This is a genomic window from Streptomyces sp. XH2, from assembly GCF_049725035.1.
Classification (GTDB): Bacteria; Actinomycetota; Actinomycetes; order Streptomycetales; family Streptomycetaceae; genus Streptomyces; species Streptomyces roseoverticillatus.
Genome location: NZ_JBMMMZ010000001.1, coordinates 586105 through 606081, shown reverse-complemented (window position 1 = coordinate 606081; position 19977 = coordinate 586105). Strand labels below are relative to the sequence as shown.

Annotated in this window: 21 protein-coding genes and 1 pseudogene; 7 read left to right on the top strand and 15 right to left on the bottom strand. The window is 71.2% G+C overall.

Annotation, left to right across the window (positions count from 1 at the left end; genetic code table 11):
• Window positions 1-25: 25 nt before the first annotated feature.
• From ACOTKD_RS02790 to ACOTKD_RS02780, 3 genes are all read right to left on the bottom strand, one after another.
• Window positions 26-1579 (bottom strand): ATP-binding cassette domain-containing protein, encoded by a 1554-nt coding sequence (locus ACOTKD_RS02790; protein WP_424887202.1) that lies wholly within the window; start codon window positions 1577-1579, stop codon window positions 26-28.
• Complete coding sequence (lanKC, locus tag ACOTKD_RS02785; RefSeq protein WP_424887201.1) at window positions 1576-4272, bottom strand: class III lanthionine synthetase LanKC; 2697 nt, start codon at window positions 4270-4272, stop codon at window positions 1576-1578. Before lanKC ends, ACOTKD_RS02790 begins: the two co-directional genes overlap by 4 nt.
• 113 nt (window positions 4273-4385) lie before the next feature.
• Window positions 4386-4517, bottom strand: a complete 132-nt coding sequence (locus tag ACOTKD_RS02780) for a class III lanthipeptide (protein WP_302858809.1) — start codon at window positions 4515-4517, stop codon at window positions 4386-4388.
• Window positions 4518-4732: 215 nt separating this feature from the next.
• Here ACOTKD_RS02780 and ACOTKD_RS02775 point away from each other — a divergent pair.
• Window positions 4733-5034 (top strand): annotated as a pseudogene (locus ACOTKD_RS02775) (response regulator transcription factor); the annotation flags it as partial.
• 63 nt (window positions 5035-5097) lie between these two features.
• Here the strand turns inward: ACOTKD_RS02775 and ACOTKD_RS02770 are convergent.
• From ACOTKD_RS02770 to ACOTKD_RS02755, 4 genes are all read right to left on the bottom strand, one after another.
• Entirely contained in the window at window positions 5098-5487 is a 390-nt protein-coding gene (locus ACOTKD_RS02770) for a hypothetical protein (RefSeq protein ID WP_424887200.1), read from the bottom strand.
• Window positions 5488-5668: 181 nt separating this feature from the next.
• Window positions 5669-7210 carry a multicopper oxidase family protein gene (locus ACOTKD_RS02765; RefSeq protein ID WP_424887199.1) on the bottom strand — a complete coding sequence of 514 codons (1542 nt, stop codon included), beginning with the start codon at window positions 7208-7210 and terminating at the stop codon, window positions 5669-5671.
• A gap of 11 nt (window positions 7211-7221) precedes the next feature.
• A complete protein-coding gene (locus ACOTKD_RS02760; RefSeq protein WP_424887198.1) occupies window positions 7222-7650 on the bottom strand; it encodes a hypothetical protein in 429 nt (142 codons plus the stop codon).
• The gene (locus tag ACOTKD_RS02755; protein WP_424887197.1) at window positions 7647-8000 is read right to left on the bottom strand and encodes a darcynin family protein; all 354 of its coding nucleotides are present in this window, start codon (window positions 7998-8000) and stop codon (window positions 7647-7649) included. The genes ACOTKD_RS02760 and ACOTKD_RS02755 overlap by 4 nt, the downstream gene beginning before the upstream one ends.
• Before the next feature lie 95 nt (window positions 8001-8095).
• On the opposite strand from ACOTKD_RS02755, the gene ACOTKD_RS02750 reads away from it, so the two are divergent.
• Window positions 8096-8827: a TetR/AcrR family transcriptional regulator gene (locus tag ACOTKD_RS02750; RefSeq protein ID WP_424887196.1), complete on the top strand. Its 732-nt coding sequence runs from the start codon at window positions 8096-8098 to the stop codon at window positions 8825-8827.
• Between the two features lie 34 nt (window positions 8828-8861).
• On the opposite strand, the gene ACOTKD_RS02745 is transcribed toward ACOTKD_RS02750, so the two are convergent.
• The 3 genes from ACOTKD_RS02745 to ACOTKD_RS02735 all read right to left on the bottom strand — a co-directional run bounded on the left by ACOTKD_RS02745 (window position 8862) and on the right by ACOTKD_RS02735 (window position 11248).
• Window positions 8862-9815, bottom strand: coding sequence for a DMT family transporter (locus ACOTKD_RS02745; protein ID WP_424887375.1), 954 nt, complete (start codon window positions 9813-9815; stop codon window positions 8862-8864).
• Window positions 9816-9871: 56 nt separating this feature from the next.
• Window positions 9872-10477 carry a TetR/AcrR family transcriptional regulator gene (locus tag ACOTKD_RS02740; RefSeq protein ID WP_424887195.1) on the bottom strand — a complete coding sequence of 202 codons (606 nt, stop codon included), beginning with the start codon at window positions 10475-10477 and terminating at the stop codon, window positions 9872-9874.
• A 93-nt stretch (window positions 10478-10570) separates the two neighbouring features.
• Window positions 10571-11248 carry a class I SAM-dependent DNA methyltransferase gene (locus ACOTKD_RS02735; protein ID WP_424887194.1) on the bottom strand — a complete coding sequence of 226 codons (678 nt, stop codon included), beginning with the start codon at window positions 11246-11248 and terminating at the stop codon, window positions 10571-10573.
• A gap of 81 nt (window positions 11249-11329) precedes the next feature.
• Between ACOTKD_RS02735 and ACOTKD_RS02730 the strand changes: the two genes are divergently transcribed.
• Together ACOTKD_RS02730 and ACOTKD_RS02725 are read left to right on the top strand one after the other, a co-directional pair.
• Window positions 11330-11803 carry an OsmC family protein gene (locus tag ACOTKD_RS02730; protein WP_424887193.1) on the top strand — a complete coding sequence of 158 codons (474 nt, stop codon included), beginning with the start codon at window positions 11330-11332 and terminating at the stop codon, window positions 11801-11803.
• A 333-nt stretch (window positions 11804-12136) separates the two neighbouring features.
• Window positions 12137-13174 (top strand): D-alanine--D-alanine ligase family protein, encoded by a 1038-nt coding sequence (locus tag ACOTKD_RS02725; RefSeq protein WP_424887192.1) that lies wholly within the window; start codon window positions 12137-12139, stop codon window positions 13172-13174.
• Window positions 13175-13242: 68 nt separating this feature from the next.
• On the opposite strand, the gene ACOTKD_RS02720 is transcribed toward ACOTKD_RS02725, so the two are convergent.
• Window positions 13243-13896, bottom strand: a complete 654-nt coding sequence (locus ACOTKD_RS02720) for a winged helix-turn-helix transcriptional regulator (protein ID WP_424887191.1) — start codon at window positions 13894-13896, stop codon at window positions 13243-13245.
• A gap of 138 nt (window positions 13897-14034) precedes the next feature.
• Here ACOTKD_RS02720 and ACOTKD_RS02715 point away from each other — a divergent pair, with 138 nt between their 5' ends.
• The gene (locus ACOTKD_RS02715; RefSeq protein ID WP_424887190.1) at window positions 14035-15246 is read left to right on the top strand and encodes a pyridoxal phosphate-dependent aminotransferase; all 1212 of its coding nucleotides are present in this window, start codon (window positions 14035-14037) and stop codon (window positions 15244-15246) included.
• A 139-nt stretch (window positions 15247-15385) separates the two neighbouring features.
• Here ACOTKD_RS02715 and ACOTKD_RS02710 read toward each other — a convergent pair whose 3' ends face one another.
• Window positions 15386-16249: an alpha/beta hydrolase gene (locus ACOTKD_RS02710; RefSeq protein WP_424887189.1), complete on the bottom strand. Its 864-nt coding sequence runs from the start codon at window positions 16247-16249 to the stop codon at window positions 15386-15388.
• A 443-nt stretch (window positions 16250-16692) separates the two neighbouring features.
• Here ACOTKD_RS02710 and ACOTKD_RS02705 point away from each other — a divergent pair, with 443 nt between their 5' ends.
• A complete protein-coding gene (locus ACOTKD_RS02705) occupies window positions 16693-17508 on the top strand; it encodes an SDR family NAD(P)-dependent oxidoreductase (protein ID WP_424887188.1) in 816 nt (271 codons plus the stop codon).
• A 48-nt stretch (window positions 17509-17556) separates the two neighbouring features.
• Here ACOTKD_RS02705 and ACOTKD_RS02700 read toward each other — a convergent pair whose 3' ends face one another.
• The 3 genes from ACOTKD_RS02700 to ACOTKD_RS02690 are packed head-to-tail and all read right to left on the bottom strand — an operon-like array spanning window position 17557 to window position 19455.
• The gene (locus ACOTKD_RS02700; RefSeq protein ID WP_424887187.1) at window positions 17557-17970 is read right to left on the bottom strand and encodes an arsenate reductase ArsC; all 414 of its coding nucleotides are present in this window, start codon (window positions 17968-17970) and stop codon (window positions 17557-17559) included.
• On the bottom strand, window positions 17963-19063 hold the full coding sequence (gene arsB / locus ACOTKD_RS02695; protein WP_424887186.1) for an ACR3 family arsenite efflux transporter: 1101 nt from the start codon (window positions 19061-19063) through the stop codon (window positions 17963-17965). The genes ACOTKD_RS02700 and arsB overlap by 8 nt, the downstream gene beginning before the upstream one ends.
• Window positions 19060-19455: an ArsR/SmtB family transcription factor gene (locus ACOTKD_RS02690; protein WP_424887185.1), complete on the bottom strand. Its 396-nt coding sequence runs from the start codon at window positions 19453-19455 to the stop codon at window positions 19060-19062. Before ACOTKD_RS02690 ends, arsB begins: the two co-directional genes overlap by 4 nt.
• Window positions 19456-19534: 79 nt before the next feature.
• Between ACOTKD_RS02690 and ACOTKD_RS02685 the strand changes: the two genes are divergently transcribed.
• Window positions 19535-19969: an ArsI/CadI family heavy metal resistance metalloenzyme gene (locus tag ACOTKD_RS02685; protein WP_424887184.1), complete on the top strand. Its 435-nt coding sequence runs from the start codon at window positions 19535-19537 to the stop codon at window positions 19967-19969.
• Window positions 19970-19977 lie beyond the last annotated feature (8 nt).

The following is a 19977-nucleotide window of genomic DNA, read 5'->3' as shown; positions in this document are numbered from 1 at the left end:
ATCCGGTCCCCTGAGACGTGGTCCGCTAGGAGAGCGCGGCGGCTCCGGACAGGGTCACCACCCTGTCGAAGCGGCCGTCGAGCTCCTCGTCCCCGTGGTGGACGACGAGCAGGGCACGTCCCCCGGTCCGCTCGCGCAGCATCCGGAGCACCAGCTCCTTTCCGTGTTCGTCGAGGTTGGCGAACGGCTCGTCGGCGAGGTACGCGTCGGCGTCCTCGCACAGGAGGGCCGCGACCCCGGTCCGCTGGCGCTGGCCGGACGACAGTTCCGAGGGCAGCTGGTCGGCCAGCCCGTCCAGGTCCATCGCCGCGCGCAGCCGCTCGTCGGGGACCAGGTCGCGCACCGGCAGCGGGGGCAGGTTCACCGGAGTGGTCAGGCTCGCCACCCGGGGCGGCAGGGTGACCGATCCGGCGTCGGGGGCGAGCGTTCCGGAGATGATGTGCAGGAGCGTGGTCTTTCCGCAGCCGTTGGGGCCGCGGAGCAGGACGTGCTCGCCGGCGCGCAGCTCGAACGCGTCGATCACCACCTCGGCCCCGCCGCCGCGGCTGCCGGTGTCACCGCCGTCGCCGCTCCCGTACCCGACCCGGGCTCCACGGACCCGCACCAGCGGCCCTTCGTCGTGGTACGGATCCTCCCGGGAGCCGCGCAGGGACTCGATCCGCATGAGGACGGCGGTGCCCCGGCGGGCCTGCGGAATCATGTTGACGAGGTCGAACACCCCGGTCACCGCCCGCCACAGCGAGTTCACGAAGGCGAGGAAGCTGCCGAACGACATCCGCCCGGAGAAGACGAAGAACGCTCCGATGATCATCGAGGCGGTGTCCGACAGGTTCATGACCAGGTCGCTCAGGGTCCGCTGGCGCTGCGACAGACGGAAGTTGACGAAGGTGATGCCGAGGTACCCGCGCAACGCCTCCCGGTTCGCCGTGCGGGTGCCCGGCAGCAGCGACGGCAGACCGCGCAGCGCGGGGAAGGACTCCAGCGTCCGGGTCAGCACGTTGACGTACCGCGCCTCCGCCTCGCGCTCGGGCCCGGTGTTCTTCGCGATCCGCTTGCCCAGCCGGTTGCTCACCAGCACCAGCGGCGGCACGATCACCAGCAGGATGAGGCTGGCCTGCCAGGACAGGTACAGCAGCACGCCCAGGAAGACGACCGAGGTGACCGCCTGCCGCGCGATGCGGATGGAGACGTCGATCGCCGGCAGGACGCCCTGGGAGACGTCGTTGTGGATGCGGCTGACGTACGAGGCGTTCCCCGCCTCCGCCACCCTCCGGCCGTCCAGACCGAGCGCACGGCCCAGCAGCTCGGTCTCCAGCACCAGCACGAAGGCGTTCTCGAACCGCTTGCGCCGGCAGGCGATCGCGTACGCCGAGACGTTGAGGGCGAGCCCGAGCAGGAGATAGCCGAGCCCGAGGAAGAGGAACCGGCGGAGGTCGGCGGCCGGGATCGCCTGGTCGAACAGGGCCTTCAGCAGCAGCGGGTGCACCAGGGCCTCGATCCCGCTCGTGCCGGCCTCGGCGACGAGGATCAGCACGTACGGGGCCCGGTGACCCCGCAGGGTGCGCCACAGCTGCTTCACCGGCCGGCCTCGTCCAGCAGGAAGTCGGCCGTGCCCCCGGTGTTCACGCGGTGGAGCACCCGCAGCACGCCCGCCGAGCCGGTCAGGTAGTCCGTGGAGCAGCGCAGCAGCCCCTCGCCGGGGAGGCCCAGCAGGGTCCGGCCGTCCTCGCGCGGCAGCGCGAAGCGTTCGGCGGGCTCGAAGAGGAAGACCCTCCGGACGAAGTCGAGCTGCCGCAGCGCCGTGTCGCGGTACGCACGGTCGCCGGTGAACTCCGCCGCGTCCAGCAGGGCGTCGGCTATCCCGCTCATGCCGAAGGAGTACCCCGGCAGCACCGAGTACCGGACGTCCAGCCCGCGCAGCACGGTGCGCGCCGCGTCCAGGTCCCCGTAGCGCAGCAGCACCTGCGCCACGCCCGCGGACCCCACCTCGACGTACGGCTCCATGGTCCCTTCGTGCTCGAACATGATGGGGCCGCCGTCGTGGACGGGCTTGGCGTGGGCCATCTCCCAGGCGAGCGCCTCCCGCCCGAGGCGCAGGTAGTGTTCCTCTCCCGTGACCTGGTGCATGCGCAGCAGGAACATCGCCACGCCGGCCTGTCCGAAGCCCAGGCCGGTCAGCGGCCCCTTGGCGGCGAACTCGTTGAGCCAGTGGGCCCGCCCGCCGTCGCGCCGCGCCGTCTCGCACAGGACGCGCGCGCAGTCCCGCGCCGCGTCCAGGTCGCGCGGGTCGCGGCTGCGGAGGTAGAAGCGCAGGTTGGTCATGCCCACGCCGGAGAGGCCGTAATAGAAGGTGTAGTCGCCCTTCTCCACCGCACGCCGGTTGGCCTGCGTCAGCAGTTCCCTGGCCTGTGTCCCGAGGCCGAGCGCGTCGGCGGCCCAGGCGATGCCGGACAGGCCGTTCATGAGGCCGTCCGGGTACTGCGCCACGTCGATGTGCTCCAGCTTGCCGGCCAGCCAGGTGCGCCACTCGGGCCGGACCGGGATGCCGGAGGAGTGCAGCGCCCACAGGACGCCGCTCGCGCCGAAGCCGAGGCTCAGCGGGTTGGTGACGTGCGCGAAGGGGTCCACGGGGAAGAGCGTGTCCCGGCCGGTGTCGGCGACGGCCTCGACGAACGCGGCCACGCCGGCCTCCGTTTCCACCAGGCCGAGCCGCTCCTCGGCGACCGGGCGCGCCGGTGGCGCTCCGACCTGGCGGAGCAGGTCCGCCTCGTCCTCCAGGGCCCACAGCACGTCGGCGAGGCCGATCCGGTTCCGGGCCAGGTCGGTGATCAGCCGGTGCACCTGCTCCGGCCAGCCCAGGCCCTCGGTGATGAAGATCCGGTACAGGTCGAGGACGTCCTCGCGCAGGTACGACATCGCCGCGATCGGGAAGACGAAGTAGGCCATGGTGGAGGCGAGCGCGTACCGGTCGCCTTCCGGCCCGTACGCCTTGAACTGGTTGCGGGAGAGACTGAACCCCGGTGTGTACAGCTCGACGGGCGTGCTCAGGTCGGCTTCCCGGGCATCGGCGCCGGCATCGGCGTCGGCCAGCCGGCAGGCCTCCAGATCGACGATGGTCACCTCGTAGGTGTCCGGGTCGATGAGCAGGTTCGCGGCGGTGAAGTCGGCGAGGACCACACCGCGGTCGTGCGCGGCCTGGATCGCGCGCGCCAGTCCGCGGAAGACCGCGAGGAAGATCCGCAGGTACTCCCGCGACTGCTCGACGTCGAACCCCGGCCGCGCGAGGGGATTGCGTTCGAGCAGCACCGAGCGCATGTCGGTGCGGTCGATGAACTCCTCGGCGATGTAGTGGTGCTCCCAGTGGCGGAACTTCGCGACCGGAGCGGGGAACGCACCGATGTCGGCCAGCCGGTTCAGGAACATCCACTCACGGTCGAGGATGTCCACGGCGTCGTGGTCCTGGCGGGGATTGAGGTTGGTGTACGGGCGGGCTTCCTTGAGCACCACCGGCCGGTCGTCGTCCCCCGTGTCCTCGGCGGTGTACACGCCACCGCTGTTGGAGAACTGGAGCGCTCCGGTCACCCGGAAGCGGCCGCCGAGAAGGACGTCGCCGTCCTCCTCGTCCGCGGGCTTCCAGTCGTCGAACGGCCAGGGCACCCAGTCGGGCTGCGCGTACCCCGGGCGCCGGTCGTCAGGGACGGGACCGTCCGGCCCGAGGATTCGCGGCAGGCGCCGACCGAGGACGTCGACGGTGTGGGTGTCGAGGAACTGGCCGTAGCGGAAATAGAGCGCCTTGCTGTCCCGGTAGCGCAGGTCCGACAGGACGTAGGCCCCCTCCACGCCCTCCAGGAGGCCGGCCAGACCGGCCAGGCACGCCCTGAACTCGTCGTCATCGTGCGGGTAGACGGTGATGAACTTGCCGCCGCTGCCCCGGGAGGCGGACTTGGAGTTGAGCATCTCGAAGACGTTGGGATCGAGGGCGATCTTGAAGTCGATCTCGTGTTCCGTCAGGTACCCGATCACCGAGGCGGCGACCTCGCGCACGTGCCGGTGGCCGGCCGACACATGGATCTTCCAGCCCTGCGCCGGGAGCTCCCGGTTGTGCCGGTGACTCCACCAGATGCCGCTGCGGACGAACCGTGCCCGCACCTTCTCGTCGAGCCCGGCGAGGAAATGGTCGGCGCTCGGCTCGTAGAAGACATCGAGCGGGTCGAAGAACAGCGTGTCGTCCCACGCGAAGAGGAAGCGGTAGACCCATCGTTCGTTGCGCATGTCAGCCTCTGCGATCGTGCGGATCCTGCGAGGGGCCGCCGGTGGCAGCGGCCGGTGGGAACGGCGGGATCTGTGCGGGGGGCACACCGCGCCCCCCGCACAGATCCGTCAGGTCACTCCGGGTTGCCCGGGCGCTCCTCCTCGCCCTTGCAGCAGCGGTTGCCGCTGCTCGTCAGGCTGACGACGGCGGCAGCGCTCTGCGTGGTGCGGGCCTCCATGCTCTGAAGCTTGAGGATGCTGCTCATGCGGATTACCTCCTGGGAGGGTCGGGTGCGCGGGACGCGCGGCTGAAGTGGGACGTACCGGCCGATCGGCCATGCCTCACTCAACGCCATCCGCGGCGCCCGCACATGGGCGTCGGCCCCGCATAATTCCCCCTCACCCACCAAGGGCGAATGGTGGTGGTCACCACGCCCGGGCCCGCGGCGCGTGGTGTGGTAGGAGGCACCGGCGAGGGGAATCCGGCGACGCGCTGGTCGCGCCGAGCGTGACGCGCCGTCTGATCGCGGGCTTCGCCCGGCGCCCCGAGGCGGCCCGCTCCCCGGAGCGCTCCCCACGGCCGGCCGAGGGCACCACCGAGCGGGAACGCGAAGTGCTGACCCTGGCCGGACGAGGCCGCTCGGGCACCGAGATCGCGGAAGGCCTCTTCATCGCCGTGGCCACGGCCAAGTCGCACGGTCACGCCTGCTCACCGAGCTGGGTGCGCGGGACCGTGTCCAGCACGTGATCGCCGCCTACGAGATGGGGCTGGTGACGGTGCCTCGCTGGTGGTGCCCTCCACCGGGCACGGGCTCTCATCCGTCGGGCGTCCTGGACCGGGGTGTCCTAGACCGCGGCGTCCTCGATGTCCGAGATGAGCTTGGTGCTCAGGTCGCTCCGGACCGCCAGCCGGGTGTGCCCGGCGTCCGGGCCGGTGCCCCAGGTGAGCGTGACCGTGGTGAACAGGTGTCCGGCGCCGGAGTCGTGATAGCGGACCTCCCAGTGGGTGGGAACGTCCTGGGCGCGGAGGACGCCGTCGGCGTGGTTGGCCTCCTCCCAGGCGGCCAGACGCTGACGGAAGTCCTCTGTGAGGTAGTGGGCGCGAAGCTCCGTGCCCAGGTCATCGGTTCCGTCGTCGACGGCGTCGATGTAGGCACCGTAGAAGTCGGCCACCCGGTCGACCGCGGAGTCCGGGCTCCCCCCGCGGACCGCGTCGCCCGCCTGATCTTCCGGCATGAATTCCCCCTTGAAGACAGCGGTGTTCACTCCATGCTCTTGGTCGGAATCTGCCCGTGTTCCCCGAGAAGTACTCCTTTCAGGAGGAATCACTCCTGAGGGGTGATTCCTCAACAGCCCGGGAATGTCCGGCAACCACCGTGGATACGGATCGTGGCCCGGCGGTGTCGTCGCCGCCCCGTCACGTCACGTCGAAGTTGGCCATCATCGCCATGTCCTCGTGTTCGAGGTTGTGGCAGTGCAGCATGTAGCGGCCTTTGTAGCCCGCGAACCTGACGAGCACGTCGACCACTTCGTAGGGGCGGACGTCCACGGTGTCCTTCCAGCCCCCGTCAGTGGCCCTCGGGCGCCTGCCGCCGCGGGCGATGACCTGGAACCGGGCCAGGTGCGCATGGACCGGATGGTGGAAGTCGCTGCTGAAGCGCCAGCGTTCCACGCTGCCCAGGCGCGGGGAAGCCAGCACCGTGCCGGCGCTGAACGGCCGCCCGTTGATCGTCCACATCTGCCGCTCGTCCGAGCCGTGCGTACGGCGGAAGTCGAAACGGCGCACCGGTACCGATCCGCCCGGGACCGGGGAAAGCGCCTCGAACGAGGCCGACAGACGGGACGGCACGCGGCTGTCGTCCTTCTCCTTGCGTACGACGCGGAAGCGCATGACGTCACGCATGCCGCCCTCGGCCGCGGAGTTGCGCAAGGTCACCTCGCTGCCGACGGGGAAGGCGGAGAAGTCGACGATGACGTCGAAGCGTTCGCCGGGTGCCATGTCGACGGCGTCCAGCGGCTGTGGCGCGGCCAGGAGCCCGCCGTCGCTGCCGATCTGGACGAACCGCCCCGGCTTGCCGTCACCGGCTGTGAGGCGTAGGCCGTAGCGGCGGGCGTTGGAGGCGTTCAGCAGACGGAAGCGGTAGCGGGTGGCGGAGACGTCCAGGACGGGCCAGGGCGCGCCGTTGACGAGCTGGACGTCGCCGAGCACGCCGTCCGGGAACGCGTCGTGCTCGCTGTGCGCGGGGTAGCGGAAGGAGCCGTCCTCGGCGAAGGAGCGGTCGCACAGCATCAGCGGTACGTCACGGCCTCCGCGCGGCAGTGGCAGCCTGTCTTCCTCCCGGTCGCTGATGAGGAAGAAGCCCGCCAGTCCGCGCCAGACCTGCGGGGCGCTGAAGTCCATGCGGTGGTCGTGGTACCAGAGGGTCGCGGCCGGCTGCGGCAGCGGGTACTCGTACGTGCGGTATCCCGCGGCCGTCCGCCCCGGGTGGGCGCCGGTCATGCCGTCGTGCCTCCGGCCGGGTGCGCAGCGGATGGGCAGCAGCAGGTCGGTGGGGTAGCCGTCGGACTCCGGTGGGGTGACCCCTCCGTGCAGGTGGGTGACGGTCGGCACGGTGAGGCTGTTGCGCACCCGGACCACGGTCCGGCGCCCGGAGCGCGCGGCGAAGGTCGGGCCGGGGAAGATCCCGTCGTACCCCCACACCGTCGTCTTCCGGCCCGGAAGGATCTCCACCGTCCCTTCCCGCTGCTCGACCTCGTAGAAGTCGGTGCCGTGCTCGCTGCGCACCGGCCGCGCCACCGGCGGCACCGGCAGCGGTACGCGGAACGGGCGGGGCCGCGGACCCGCGCTGGCGAGCACCCGGCCGGTGGATGCCCCGGCGTGGCGGGCCCAGCCCGCCGCGCCGACCGTGATCGCCGCTCCGGCTCCGGCCGTCAGTCCGAGGAGCCCGCGCCGGCTCATCAGCCCGGGAATCACTCGGCCACCCCGTGCCGGGACCGGACCGCCGGCGGCGAGGCGCTGGGGCGATGGGTGAACGCCCAGTACACCAGGGCTGTCGCACAGCCGAAGACGGCCATGCCCAGGGGCATGTGACCGGCCAGGAGGCGCGCTTCGCCCAGCCCCTGCTGCGCGCTCACCAGCACGACCAGCACCCCGCTCGCCACGGCCGGCCACAGCGGCCCGCGCGCGGCGCGCCGGACCACCAGCGCCACCGCCGTCTGGACGACGGTCAACGCGCTGAGCACACCCGCGTTGGCCGCGTGCCAGGCCAGCAGGCCGAGATCTCCGGTGACGAACAGACCGGCCAGCGCCGCCTGCGCCAGTGTGTCGAGGAGCACCAGCACGGCCACCACCCGCAGTACGTGCCACGGCCACCGGTGGCTCTTGCCGCGCCCGGTCACCGGTGCCGCTCGCTGTTCGCTGCGGTGAGGGCCCGCTCGTAGGCGTGGAAGCCGTCTTCGACGCCCAGGAAGACGTCGTTGAAGGCCAGGTAGCCCTCGGCGATGACCGGAGTGTCGCGCAGGGCCTCGATGAGGAAGTAGTAGGCGCCCAGGTCGTCGGTCTCCAGCACGGCGAAGTCCGAGATGCGTCCGTTGAAGGCTTCCGCGTCGAAGAAGCGGGCCTTGACCCGGTCCGCATGGGCGGCGAAGACCGGTTCGAGGTGCTGGGCGCGCATCGCGTTGCGCTGCTCGCGCGACAGGGCGAGCCAGCGCGGCGTGACCGTGTACGTCAGGACGATGCCGTACGTCATGAGATCCCCCGAAGAGATTTGTTAACACCGTTCACTTTCGGCGCAAGCTAAAGTGATAGGCGTTAACTTTGTCAAGGGAAGGTGGGTGCGCGGCCGTGCCGAGCACATCGGGAACCGGGTCCACCGGCCGGCGCCACCGCGTCCGCGAAGAGGCGCTGGCTGAGATCCTGCGCACCGGGCGCAGGCTGCTGGTCGAGGAAGGACCGTCCGCGGTCACCCTGCGGGCCATCGCCCGGGAGATGGGCATGACCGCACCTGCCCTCTACCGCTACTACGCCGGTCACCGCGACCTGATCCAGGCCCTGACCTCGCACCTGTACGACGAGCTGGCCGTCGCGCTGACCGAGGCGCGCGAGCGTCATCCCGCCGACGAGCCGGGTCGGCGGCTGCGGGAGGCGTGCCGCGAACTGCGCCGCTGGGCCCTGACCCACCCCCGCGAGTTCGGGCTGCTGTTCGCCAAACCCGTCACGGACGCCGACACCGCGCCCGGCTCGGCCGCCCACGACCCCAGCTGGCGCTTCGGCGCCGTCCTCCTCGGCCTGATGGTCGAACTCTGGCGCCGCGGCGGCATCCAGCCGCCCAACGATCTCGACTCTTCGTGGACCGCCCAGCTGGAGGAGGTGCGCGAGCACCTGGCGGGCGAGCCCGTACCGCTGGAAGTCATCTACGTCTTCGTCGCCTGCTGGGCGCGGCTGTACGGGGCGGTGGCCGTGGAGGTCTTCGGCCACCTCGACTTCGCCCTCACCGATCCCGGGCCCCTCTTCGAGCGCACGCTCGACGACATCATGGGCGCGTTGGGGGAGCCGCCGGCCCCGCGTGGGCGGTGAGCGGCGGGTAGGGCGGCGGGGGATTGCCGCACGCTCAGCCGGCGTGGTCGGCGATGCCGGTCACTCCGGCCTCGCTGTCATGGCCCGCGGTGTGCCGCAACTGCCGGCGCGAGCGGCGGTGGGCAGGGGCAGGCGTGGTGAGGACGGCGAGGCAGGCGATGACGAGGGCGACGCCCGTCCAGCCGGTCGCGGGGAGGCGTTCGCCGACGACCAGGACGGCGAGGACGGCCGCGACGGCCGGTTCGAGCAACGAGAGGGTCGTGGCGGTGCTGGCGGGCACGCGGGCGAGGCCCCATCCGAACAGGACGTACCCGGCGAACATGGGGACCAGCGCCATGTAGACGCCCACGGCGGCGTTGGACCATGAAGTGACGAGCGGGGCACCGGTGGCCAGGAGGACGGGCAGGAGGAGCAGTGCGCCGGTCCCGAAGACGGCGCCCATCGCGGCGCGGGAGGGGATCGCGCGCGTGATGAGCCGGTGCGCGGCCCAGGAGTAGAGGGCGTACGTCGCGGCGGCGACCAGGCCGAGGCCGATGCCGGGCAGCGTGGTCGCCAGGGACGCCTGCCCCGTGCCGTCGGCGGCATGGGCGGTCTCGGCGGCGCACAGCAGTACGGTGCCGAGCAGGCCGAGCGCGGCCGCGAGCATCCAGCGGCGGGTGAGCCGGCGGCCGTCCACGACGCGTTCGATCAAGGCCGAGGCGAGCGGGGCGGTGCCGATCGACACCACGGTGCCGACGGCGACTCCGGCCAGGTGCATGGAGCTGTAGAACGCCAGGGGGTAGACAGCTACCGAGGTGGCGCCGAGCAGGACGGTGCCGCGCCGGCCGCGCAGCCGGGCTGCGCGGCGACCGATCTGCGGGGCGGCCACGAGGGCCTGGAGCAGTCCGCCCAGGCCCATGGCGACGGCGCCGATGGCGAGTGGGCCCACGCCGGAGGCGAAGGTGGCGGCCGTGCCCGTCGTCCCCCACAGGACGGAGGCGGCGAGCACGCACAGGGCCCCGATTCCCGCGGACCGGTCGCGATGGGTGGCCTTCAAGGCCGGCTTCACAGCCGGTCCAGCAGGGCGGCCGCCATCGAGCGGGCGTGCCGGACACGCTCACCGTCGCCCTCCAGGCCGGCACGGGCCATCGCGCCCTCCAGGAGGAAGGACAGGTGCTCGGCCGTCGCGCCGGCCGCGCCGGGCCGGTCGGACAGCAGCTGCTCCAGGTGCCCGGCGATCAGCCGCTCCACCTCCTCCTTGTGGGCGCGGACCACCGCCCGTCCCTCGTCGCCGGCCGGGAGCTCGGCGGCGGCGTTGAGGAGGCCGCAGCCGCGGAAGCCGTGCTCGTAGGCGAAGGCGGCGTGATCGGCGTACGCGTCGAAGACGGCCAGGACCCCCTCGCGCGGGCCGTCGGCGTGCTCCAGCCGGGCCCGGTAGAGGCCGAGCCACTCCTCGTGCCGGGCGTCCAGGTAGGCGCGGACCAGGTCCGCTTTGGAGGAGAAGTTGTTGTAGAGGCTCATCTTCGCCACGCCGGCCTCGGCCGTGATCGTGTCGATCCCGGTCGCGGCCACGCCGTCGGCGTAGAAGCGGCGGGCCGCCGCCTCCAGCAGCCGCCGGCGGGCGGGCCGCCGCCGTCCGCTCCCTGCTGTGCTCGCGTCGGTCTCGCTCATCACAATCCAAACTAGGTAGGTCGGTCTACCTATATTAGCTTGGGGGTGGGAGTCGCGGAAGCCGAGCAGGTGACACCGGGCGGCGCCGCCGGACTATGCGAGCGTGGAATTCCGCGAACGCATCTCGTTCTTGCGCATGATCAGGTGGCCCCGGCGGTACCGCTCCCCGTCGAGCGGCTCGCGCAGCATCCGGCCGACTTCGGTGAACCCGGCGTCCTCGGCCAGCCCCGCAAGGTCGCCGATCGGCCAGCGGTAGGCGGTCGTCACCTTGTGGTCGAACGCCGTGACCGGCCCGTCCTCCGACTCGAAGAAGGCGAGCAGGAGGTGGCCGCCGGGCGCGAGCACCCGCCCGAACTCGGCGAAGCACGGCGGCAAATCCTGCGGCGGGATGTGGATGACCGAGTACCAGGACACGATGCCGCTCAGCTTGCCGTCGGCCACGCCCAAGGAGTCCAGCGAGTCCATGGAGCCGACCTCGAAGCGCAAGTCCGGGTAGCTCTCGCGCGCGATATCGATCATTGCCGGCGACAGGTCGACCCCGAAGGCGTCCAGGCCGAGGTCCCGCAGATGCGCAGTCACCTGCCCGGGGCCGCATCCCAGTTCGGCGACGGGCCCGGCGCCGCCGGCCCGCGCGAGCTCGGCGAACGCTGCGATCACCGCGCGGTCCAGAGGGAGGGGGGCAAGTGCATCGCGGGCGAGCTCGGCGTATCGGGTCGCCATGGCGTCGTAGGCATCTGCTGTCGTGCGGAGGTGCGAGGAAGGTTCAGTCACAAGCGAGGACATTAGGGGGTTGCCCTGGCGCACCGGCCCTCGGCCCAGGGGAGGGGGCCGGGTGCTGCCTATCCTGGCCGTATGACGGAAACGCACACCTATGATGTGGCAGTTGAATGGACCGGCAACCTCGGTTCAGGTACCGACGGTTACCGTTCCTTCAGCCGGGCCCATGAAGTCCTGGCGACGGGGAAGACGCCCATCGCCGCCTCCTCCGATCCGGCCTTTCGCGGCGATCCGGCACGCTGGAACCCCGAGGAGCTGCTGGTGGCCTCGGTCGCCCAGTGCCACATGCTCTGGTACCTCCACCTCTGCGCTGTCGGCGGAGTGACCGTTGTCGACTACGAAGACCGCGCTCGCGGGACCATGACGATGGACGCGAGCGGCGGGGGAGGCCGGATCACCGAGGTCGTGCTGCGCCCCGAGGTGACCGTCGCCCAGGAGTCGATGGTGGACAAGGCCCGCGCCCTGCACGGTGAGGTGCACGCGGTGTGTTTCATCGCCCGCTCGGTGAACTTCCCCATCCGGCATGAGCCGCTGATCCACGTCCAGTAAGGACGGCCGGCAGCTGTACGCACTCTGTTTTCCAGAGTTCTTGCTTGGAAAAACCAAGTAGCAGCACTATGCTGCCTGAGCATGATCACAAGCAGGAAGGACGGCTACGAGCGGTGCCGTTCGCGATCGCCTTGCCGCCTACGGGCTCAAGCGCGTCCTGCTCTCCACGCGCGACGCCCACGGGGTCTGCGCGAAGGCCGGCTTCGTGCCCTTCCCGGCCCCCGGAAACGTGATGGTTCTGAGCCCGAACCCGTGAGTGGGCATGCCGCGGGGCAAGGCCGGCTGCTCGTGACATCAAGCGGACGAACGAATCGACGGACGACGGGAATCAGCATGCGTGTTGTGGTCTTGTGCGGTGGAGAGAGCTCGGAACGCGACGTCTCCTTGGCGTCGGGCCGGTCGGTGGCCGGGGCGTTGCTGGAGCGGGGCCACGAGGTGGTGCTGGCCGACCCGGCCGCCGCGGTGCCGGTCCTGGCGGGGCCGCTGCGCCCCGGCGAGGCGGTCGACGGCGTTGCGGTGGGGAAGGAGCCGCCGTCCCTCTCGGACCGGGATCGGTTGCGGCGGCGCATGCACGCCGCCTTGACCGGTGGGCCGGTGCGGGAGCTGCTGCGCGGCGCGGAGCTGGTGTTCGTTGCCCTTCACGGCGGCTGGGGCGAGGACGGGCACGTGCAGGCGCTCCTGGAGATGGCCGGTGTGCGGTTCACCGGTGCGGGGAGCGCGGCCTGCGGGGCGGCATGGCACAAGGGCAGGGCGCAAGCGGTGCTGGGCGCGGCGGGTGTGCCGGTGGCCGAGCGGGTGCTGTGGCGGCCCGGAGCGGATGAGGTGCCCCACGACGTGAAGCGGCTGGTGGCGGCCGGGCCGGTGGTGGTCAAGCCGGTCGCGGACGGTTCGAGCGTGTCGGTCCACCGTGTGGACTCGCTCTCGCAGCTGGCGCAGGTTGCCGCTGAGGAGTCCTCCGGCGACGCCGAGCTGATGGTGGAGCCGTTTCTCGCGGGGCGGGAGTTCACCGTGGCCGTGGTCGGCGACGAGGTGCTTCCCGTCGTCGAGATCGAGCTGACGACCCCGCTGTTCGACTACACGGCCAAGTACCAGTCCGGGGCGGTCGGCGAAGTGTGTCCGGCACGGGTCCCGGACGCCTTCGCGTCCCGGTTGCAGGAGCTGGCCCTCCGCGCCCACCAGGCGCTCGGGTTCGGCGGCGACGCGTACTCGCGGACCGACTTCCGCTGCGACGCCGCCGGTGAACCGGTCTGCCTCGAAGTGAACGCGCTCCCCGGCCTGACGGCGACGAGCCTGCTGCCGCTCGCGGCGACCGGAACGGGCTGGGCCTACCCCGAGCTCATTCAGCGCATCGTGGACCTGGCGACCCGCTGACCGCCGGGCGCGGCGCCGGCCGCCGGATCAGGCGGCTGGGCAGCCGTAGCGGCCGGGCGGTCCGGCGGTCACGGGCTGGGTGTTGCGCCGCGCAGCGCAGTGGCGACCGTCCCGTCGCCGAGCACCTCGATCCGGCCCGCCTTGACGCCCTGCTCCACGCTGAGCATCCCGTCGCAGAGCTCTCGGCACGTATCGGCGTCGAGTGCGAGGCGGGCGTCCGGCGCCTCGGCGGGCCCGTCGCCGTACGCCGGCCCCTCGCCCCCGAGGCGTACGTGGAAGACGCCCTCGTCCAGCGCCACTTCGACGACGGCCGGGGCCCCGGTGGCCGGGAGGCGGCGTAGGAGGGGCAGCGCGAACCAGTGCGCACGCACCGCATCGGTGGGCCGTCGTTCGGCGAGATCGGGCGCGCCCCACTCGGCGAGCGCGGTCAGTACGGGCAGCAGGCCGGTGCCGCGTGCGGTGAGTTCGTACACCGTGGCGGCTCCCGGCGGCGGAAGCTTGCGACGTGTCGCGAGTCCCTGGGCCTCCATGTCCTTGAGCCGTGTGGCGAGCATGTCCGTGGAGACGCCGGGCAGGTCGGCATGGAGGTCGGTGTACCGGCGCGGCCCGGCCAGGAGCTCCCGGACGATCAGCAGGGTCCAGCGGTCCCCGACCGTGTCCAGGGCGCGGGCCGAGGCGCAGTACTGGTCGTAGCTTCGACGGCGGGGCTGACGAGGTGACATGATGCCCAGTCTAGACAAGTTGTTGGACTTTCCAAGCTCCAGCTTGGTAAAACCAAGTAACAAGCAATGCGGTTGAGGTGCGAACGAGGCCAGTGGGATCCCGGCACCCGGGGTTCCGGCCACCAGGGAGGTCACGGCATGGAGTTCCGGCAGTCGAGCAAACTCAGCGAGGTCTGCTACGAGATCCGGGGCCCGGTGATCGAGCACGCCAACGCGCTGGAGGAGGCGGGCCACAGCGTGCTGCGCCTCAACACCGGGAACCCGGCCCTGTTCGGCTTCGAGGCGCCCGAGGAGATCGTCCAGGACATGATCCGGATGCTGCCCCGGGCGCACGGCTACACCGACTCGCGCGGTGTGCTCTCCGCCCGCCGGGCCGTCGCCCAGCGCTACCAGGCGATCGGCCTGACCGAGGTCACGGTGGACGACGTCTTCCTCGGCAACGGCGTCTCCGAACTGGTCTCCATGGCCGTACAGGCCCTCCTCGAGGACGGCGACGAAGTCCTGATCCCCGCCCCCGACTTCCCGCTCTGGACCGCCGTCACCACCCTCGCCGGCGGCAAGGCCGTGCACTACATCTGCGACGAGTCGGCCGACTGGTACCCGGACCTCGACGACATGGCATCCAAGATCACGGACCGTACCAGGGCCGTGGTCATCATCAACCCCAACAACCCGACGGGCGCGGTCTACCCCAAGGAAGTCGTCGAGGGCATCCTCGACCTCGCCCGCCGCCACCAGCTGATGGTCTTCGCGGACGAGATCTACGACCAGATCCTGTACGACGACGCCGTGCACCACTCCGCCGCGGCCCTCGCCCCCGACCTGGTCGTGCTCACGTTCTGCGGCCTGTCGAAGACGTACCGGGTGGCGGGGTTCCGCTCCGGCTGGCTCGTGGTGACCGGGCCCAAGCAGCACGCGGCCGGCTACCTGGAGGGGCTGACCATGCTCGCCTCCATGCGGCTGTGCGCCAACGCCCCGGCCCAGTACGCCATCCAGGCCGCGCTCGGCGGCCGCCAGTCCATCAAGGAGCTGACCGCACCGGGCGGGCGCCTCCTCGAACAGCGGGACCGCGCCTGGGAGAAGCTGAACGAGATCCCCGGCGTGTCGTGTGTGAAGCCGAAGGGCGCGCTGTACGCGTTCCCGCGCATCGACCCGAAGGTGCATCCGATCCACGACGACGAGAAGTTCGTCCTCGACCTGCTGCTCCGCGAGAAGATCCAGGTCGTCCAGGGCACGGGCTTCAACTGGCCCCGCCCCGACCACTTCCGGATCCTGACCCTGCCGTACGCCGACGACCTGGACGCGGCGATCAGCCGGATCGGGCGGTTCCTGAGCGGGTACCGGCAGTGATGGCCGCGTGAGGTCCGGGCAGGAGGCGGGCGCGGTCCGAAGGCCGGGCACAGCGGCCGGTGACGTGCTCCTCGACGCCGTGTGGAGCGCGTTCCGTCCGCTGGTGCGTGCTTCCGCGCTCCTCCGCCGACGGCGCCGGTCAGACCAGGCGGTCCAGAATTCCCGCCACCTCCGCCGGGCGCAGGAGGTAACCCACGTGGCTGGTGTCCAAGGTGTGCACGTCATACGGGTTGTCAGGCGTCAGCGCGTCCGCCTCGGCGATCAACCGGTCCTGCATCGCCACCGGAAGTGAACGGTCGCCGGTGAGCCGGATGTACGTGCGGGGGATCGTGCCCCAGGTGCCGGCGTGTCCGCGGGCATCGGCCGTGATCACGGCAAGGGACTCGTCGGGCTGCAGAATGTTGAGAAAAGCGCGGAATTGCCCGTCGGTGCCCTCGGCCATGACCGCTGCCTTGAGGGCGGCGAGCAACTCGGGGTCAGCCGTGCGGTAGTTGGCCCGTCCGACGCCGAGCCCGACCGGATCGCCCACGTTCAACGCGGCCAGCGGGCCCAGCAGGTTGTCGGCGAACTCGGGCTCCTGCATGTATTCAACCGGGCTGGACCGCTGGACGCACGACCACGCGGACACGTACACGAGCCTGTCCACCAGCTCGGGCACGGCGTTGCCCACTCCCGTGATGGTGGTTCCGCCGAGGCTGGCGCCCACCAGCACCACAGGCCCGTACCGGGCCACTCGGCGGACGACATCGACCACCACGTCAACGTTGTCCTGCAGGGTGACCCCGGCCAACGCCGAAGGCTCGGCCGCCCACGCGTCGAGATCCTGCGGGGCCTGGTAGGACACCGAGTACTGCGCGTCGAAGCCATGGCCCGGCAGATCGACGGCGAAGCTGCGGTGGCCGAGCAACGCGAGCTCCCGTTGGACGGGAGTCCACATGAAAGAGCTGGAGCAGGACCCGTGGACCAGCACAAACGTGGGGCCGCCGGCATGGTGAGTACTCATGGTCCGGATCGTAACGATCGGGCCGCGACCCAGCCTCTGGTTTTCGGCGGCGACCCGGCCGGGCGACGTCAGGGCTGCCCCCCACGACCCATCAGTCTTCCCGCTCCGGTTCCCACCGTCAGGGCGGCGTCAGAGATATGGCGTACCGCTTGTGCCCGGGCGCGGGGATTTCTTGAATGGTGCTCGTGAACAGCCACCTGCGACACGACGACCGGCCGCCTCATACGGCGCTGCCCGGTTCCGTGCGCTGATCGCACACGGTGCGCCGAGCGCGCCGACTGTTCACTGACGTCCCGGCTGCGCCCGATCACGGCAGCCCCTATCGCGCGGCGCAGCGGGCTCCGGCTTTCGCCGGCCCCTGTCGCTGACGCCGCTTCACGCTCGCACGGCAGCTCCGCCCCACAGCGCTCGCTGCCGCTCTGTCTTTCCCGGAGTGGATTCCCATGACATTTGCCGTCTCGCCCGCCTCCAGGACCGTTCTGGTCACCGGTGCCACCTCCGGCATCGGCTGGGAGACCGCCCGGCTGCTCGCCGAACGGGGCGACACGGTCATCGTCCACGCCCCCGACCAGGCGTCCGGCGATGACGCCATCGCCCGCCTGGTGGCATCCGGCGTCGACACCCTGTGCCTGCGTCTGGCCGTCGCCGACTTCTCCCGCCTGGACGAGGTACGGGCCATGGCCGCGCGTGTCACCGAGGAGCACCCCGTCCTCGACGTCCTGGTCAACAACGCCGCCGTCGCCGCGCCCGAGCAGCGCACCATGACCGCCGACGGCAACGAACTCTCCCTCCAGGTCAACTTCCTGGCCGCCTACCTCCTCACCCACGAGCTCTCCGGCCCGCTCAGCGCCCGCCCCGGCAGCCGCGTCGTCAACGTCTCGTCCTCCATGCACCGCACGGCGTCCATCGCCTGGAACGACCCCCACCGCGCCAAGCGCTACTCCCGCCTCGCCGCGTACGCCCAGTCCCAGCTGGCACTGACCGTCTTCGCCCGCGAGGAGGCGCCGTGGACCTCGGTCAGCGTGCACCCGGGCGTGTGTGACACCGGTCTGCTGCCGCTGTACGCCCACGAGGGCGACTCCGCGCTGCAGGGCGCCGAGCGGGTCGTCCGGCTCTGCGACCCCGCCACCGAGCTCGTCCCCGGCGCCTACTACGACCGCAGGGCCCTCTCCCCGGCGGCCCCGGTCGCGATGGAGGACCGCACGGTGCGCCGTCTGTGCAAGCTCGCGGACCGGCTGGTCGCCGCCAAGTCCGCCTGAACTGCGCCACCACGCCGATTGACATGCGGCGGACTCTGCCGAGCCGGGTCAGGGACGGTCGGTGAGGAGTTCGTCCAGCAGGGCACGGACGCGCCGTTCGATCTCGTCGCGGATGGGGCGTACGGCGTCGATGCCCCGGCCCGCGGGGTCGGCGAGCTTCCAGTCGAGGTACTGCTTGCCGGGGAAGACGGGGCAGGCGTCGCCGCAGCCCATGGTGATGACGACGTCGGACGCCTGAACGGCCTCGGTGGTGAGCAGCTTCGGCGTCTGATGCGAGAGGTCGATGCCGGCCTCTCGCATCGCCTCGACCGCGGCCGGGTTGACCGCTTCGGCCGGGGCGGACCCGGCGGAGCGGACCTCGACGCGGTCGCCACCGAGGTGGGCCAGGAACGCGGCGCCCATCTGGGAACGCCCGGCGTTGTGGACGCACACGAACAGCACCGACGGCTTGGACTCAGGCACGGGCGGAACCTTCCGGGACGGCCGGCAGGTCGCCGGCGGGTGAGGGGAAGCAACGCCGCGCGGCGAGCGCGACGTAGACGAGGCCGATCAGGACGGGGACCTCGATGAGGGGGCCCACGACGCCGGCGAGGGCCTGGCCGGAGGACGCGCCGAAGGTGGCGATGGCGACCGCGATGGCCAGCTCGAAGTTGTTGCCCGCCGCGGTGAACGCCAGCGTCGTCGCGCGCGGGTAGTCCAGGCCGGCGGCGCGGCCGAGCGCCATGGATCCGGTCCACAACACGGCGAAGTAGACCAGCAGCGGCAGCGCGATCCGGGCGGCGTCCCACGGGCGGGAGGTGATGGCGTCGCCTTGGAGGGCGAAGAGCACGACGATCGTGAACAGCAGGCCGTACAGGGCGAAGGGGCCGATCCGGGGGATCAGCTTCGTCTCGTACCAGGTGCGGCCTTTGGCCTTCTCGCCGAGGCGGCGGGTGAGGTATCCGGCCGCGAGCGGGATCCCGAGGAAGATCAGCACGCTGCGGGCGATCTCCCACACCGACACGTCGAGCACCGCGGTCTGCAGTCCGAGCAGGCCGGGCAGGACGGAGAGGTAGAACCAGCCGAGCCCGGCGAAGGCGATCACCTGGAACACCGAGTTCAAGGCCACGAGCACGGCGGCGGCTTCCCGGTCGCCGCAGGCGAGGTCGTTCCAGATGATGACCATGGCGATGCAGCGGGCGAGCCCGACGATGATCAGACCGGTGCGGTACTCGGGCAGGTCCGGCAGGAACAGCCAGGCCAGGGCGAACATCACCGCCGGGCCGAGCACCCAGTTCAGCACCAGCGACGGGATCAGGAGCCGCCGGTCGCGGGTGACGGTGCCGAGGCGGTCGTAGCGGACCTTGGCCAGCACCGGGTACATCATCACCAGCAGTCCCAGCGCGATCGGCAGCGAGACGCCGGTGACGGTCACCTTCGCCAGTGCGCCTCCCAGCCCGGGGACGAGACGGCCCAGCCCGAGGCCGGCGCCCATCGCGGCGAGGATCCACACGGCCAGGTAGCGGTCGAGGAAGGACAGCCGGGCCGCCACCGGGGACGTGGCCGGGCCGGTCACGAGGAAACCCCTGTGGGCTCGGGCAGCGGCTCCCCGGCGGGGCGGGTGAGGACCCCGGCGAGCCGGTCGGTCATCTCCGGCAGCAGCCGGTAGTACACCCACGTCCCGCGCCGCTCGGAAGCGATCAGACCCGCCTGCTTCAGCAGCTTGAGGTGGTGGGAGATCGTCGGCTGCGACAGGTCGAAGGCCGGGGTCAGGTCGCACACGCACACCTCGCCGCCGGCCCGTGAGGCGATCATCGACAGCAGTCGCAGCCGTACCGGGTCGCCCAGGGCCTTGAAGACCTTCGCCAGCTCCACGGCCTGGTCCTCGGCGAGCGGGGCGGTGAGCAGGCCGGGGCAGCAGCCGTCGGGGCCTTCCTGCCCGAGCACCACGAATTCCTGATTCGACATGCTTCTATGTTGACGTTTTTCGATCCAGGGCGCAACCTTGCATTGAAATCGATCGATGCAGTGAATCGAGGAGATCAACGTGTCCCGCGTCCAGCTCGCCCTCAACGTCGCCGACCTCGACGCGTCGGTGACCTTCTACTCCAAGCTCTTCGGCGTCGAGCCCGTGAAGCGCCGCCCCGGATACGCCAACTTCGCCATTGCCGAGCCCCCGCTCAAGCTCGTCCTCATCGAAGGTGAGCCCGGCCGGGACACCCGCCTGGACCACCTGGGCGTCGAAGTCGGGACCGCCGACCAGGTCACCGCCGCCACCGAACGCCTCAAGGACGCCGGCCTGGCCACCTTCGAGGAGAACGACACCTCCTGCTGCTACGCCCTCCAGGACAAGGTCTGGGTCCACGGCCCCGGGCGCGAACCCTGGGAGGTCTACGTCGTCAAAGCCGACGCCGACGTCTTCGCAGAGAGCCCCGCTCAGAGCCCCGTCCAGAGCGGCGGCAGTTGTACCTGCGGCGGCTGATCAACAAG

What these genes read in the sequence shown, in the direction of transcription:
- ACOTKD_RS02690 (WP_424887185.1), bottom strand. Translation starts at nt 19,455, where the DNA reads ATGTCGAATCAGGAATTCGTGGTGCTCGGGCAGGAAGGCCCCGACGGC.
- ACOTKD_RS02725 (WP_424887192.1), top strand. Translation starts at nt 12,137, where the DNA reads ATGCGTGTTGTGGTCTTGTGCGGTGGAGAGAGCTCGGAACGCGACGTC.
- ACOTKD_RS02740 (WP_424887195.1), bottom strand. Translation starts at nt 10,477, where the DNA reads ATGAGCGAGACCGACGCGAGCACAGCAGGGAGCGGACGGCGGCGGCCC.
- ACOTKD_RS02780 (WP_302858809.1), bottom strand. Translation starts at nt 4,517, where the DNA reads ATGAGCAGCATCCTCAAGCTTCAGAGCATGGAGGCCCGCACCACGCAG.
- ACOTKD_RS02710 (WP_424887189.1), bottom strand. Translation starts at nt 16,249, where the DNA reads ATGAGTACTCACCATGCCGGCGGCCCCACGTTTGTGCTGGTCCACGGG.
- ACOTKD_RS02770 (WP_424887200.1), bottom strand. Translation starts at nt 5,487, where the DNA reads ATGCCGGAAGATCAGGCGGGCGACGCGGTCCGCGGGGGGAGCCCGGAC.
- ACOTKD_RS02755 (WP_424887197.1), bottom strand. Translation starts at nt 8,000, where the DNA reads ATGACGTACGGCATCGTCCTGACGTACACGGTCACGCCGCGCTGGCTC.
- ACOTKD_RS02720 (WP_424887191.1), bottom strand. Translation starts at nt 13,896, where the DNA reads ATGTCACCTCGTCAGCCCCGCCGTCGAAGCTACGACCAGTACTGCGCC.
- ACOTKD_RS02765 (WP_424887199.1), bottom strand. Translation starts at nt 7,210, where the DNA reads ATGAGCCGGCGCGGGCTCCTCGGACTGACGGCCGGAGCCGGAGCGGCG.
- lanKC (WP_424887201.1), bottom strand. Translation starts at nt 4,272, where the DNA reads ATGCGCAACGAACGATGGGTCTACCGCTTCCTCTTCGCGTGGGACGAC.
- ACOTKD_RS02715 (WP_424887190.1), top strand. Translation starts at nt 14,035, where the DNA reads ATGGAGTTCCGGCAGTCGAGCAAACTCAGCGAGGTCTGCTACGAGATC.
- ACOTKD_RS02730 (WP_424887193.1), top strand. Translation starts at nt 11,330, where the DNA reads ATGACGGAAACGCACACCTATGATGTGGCAGTTGAATGGACCGGCAAC.
- ACOTKD_RS02705 (WP_424887188.1), top strand. Translation starts at nt 16,693, where the DNA reads ATGACATTTGCCGTCTCGCCCGCCTCCAGGACCGTTCTGGTCACCGGT.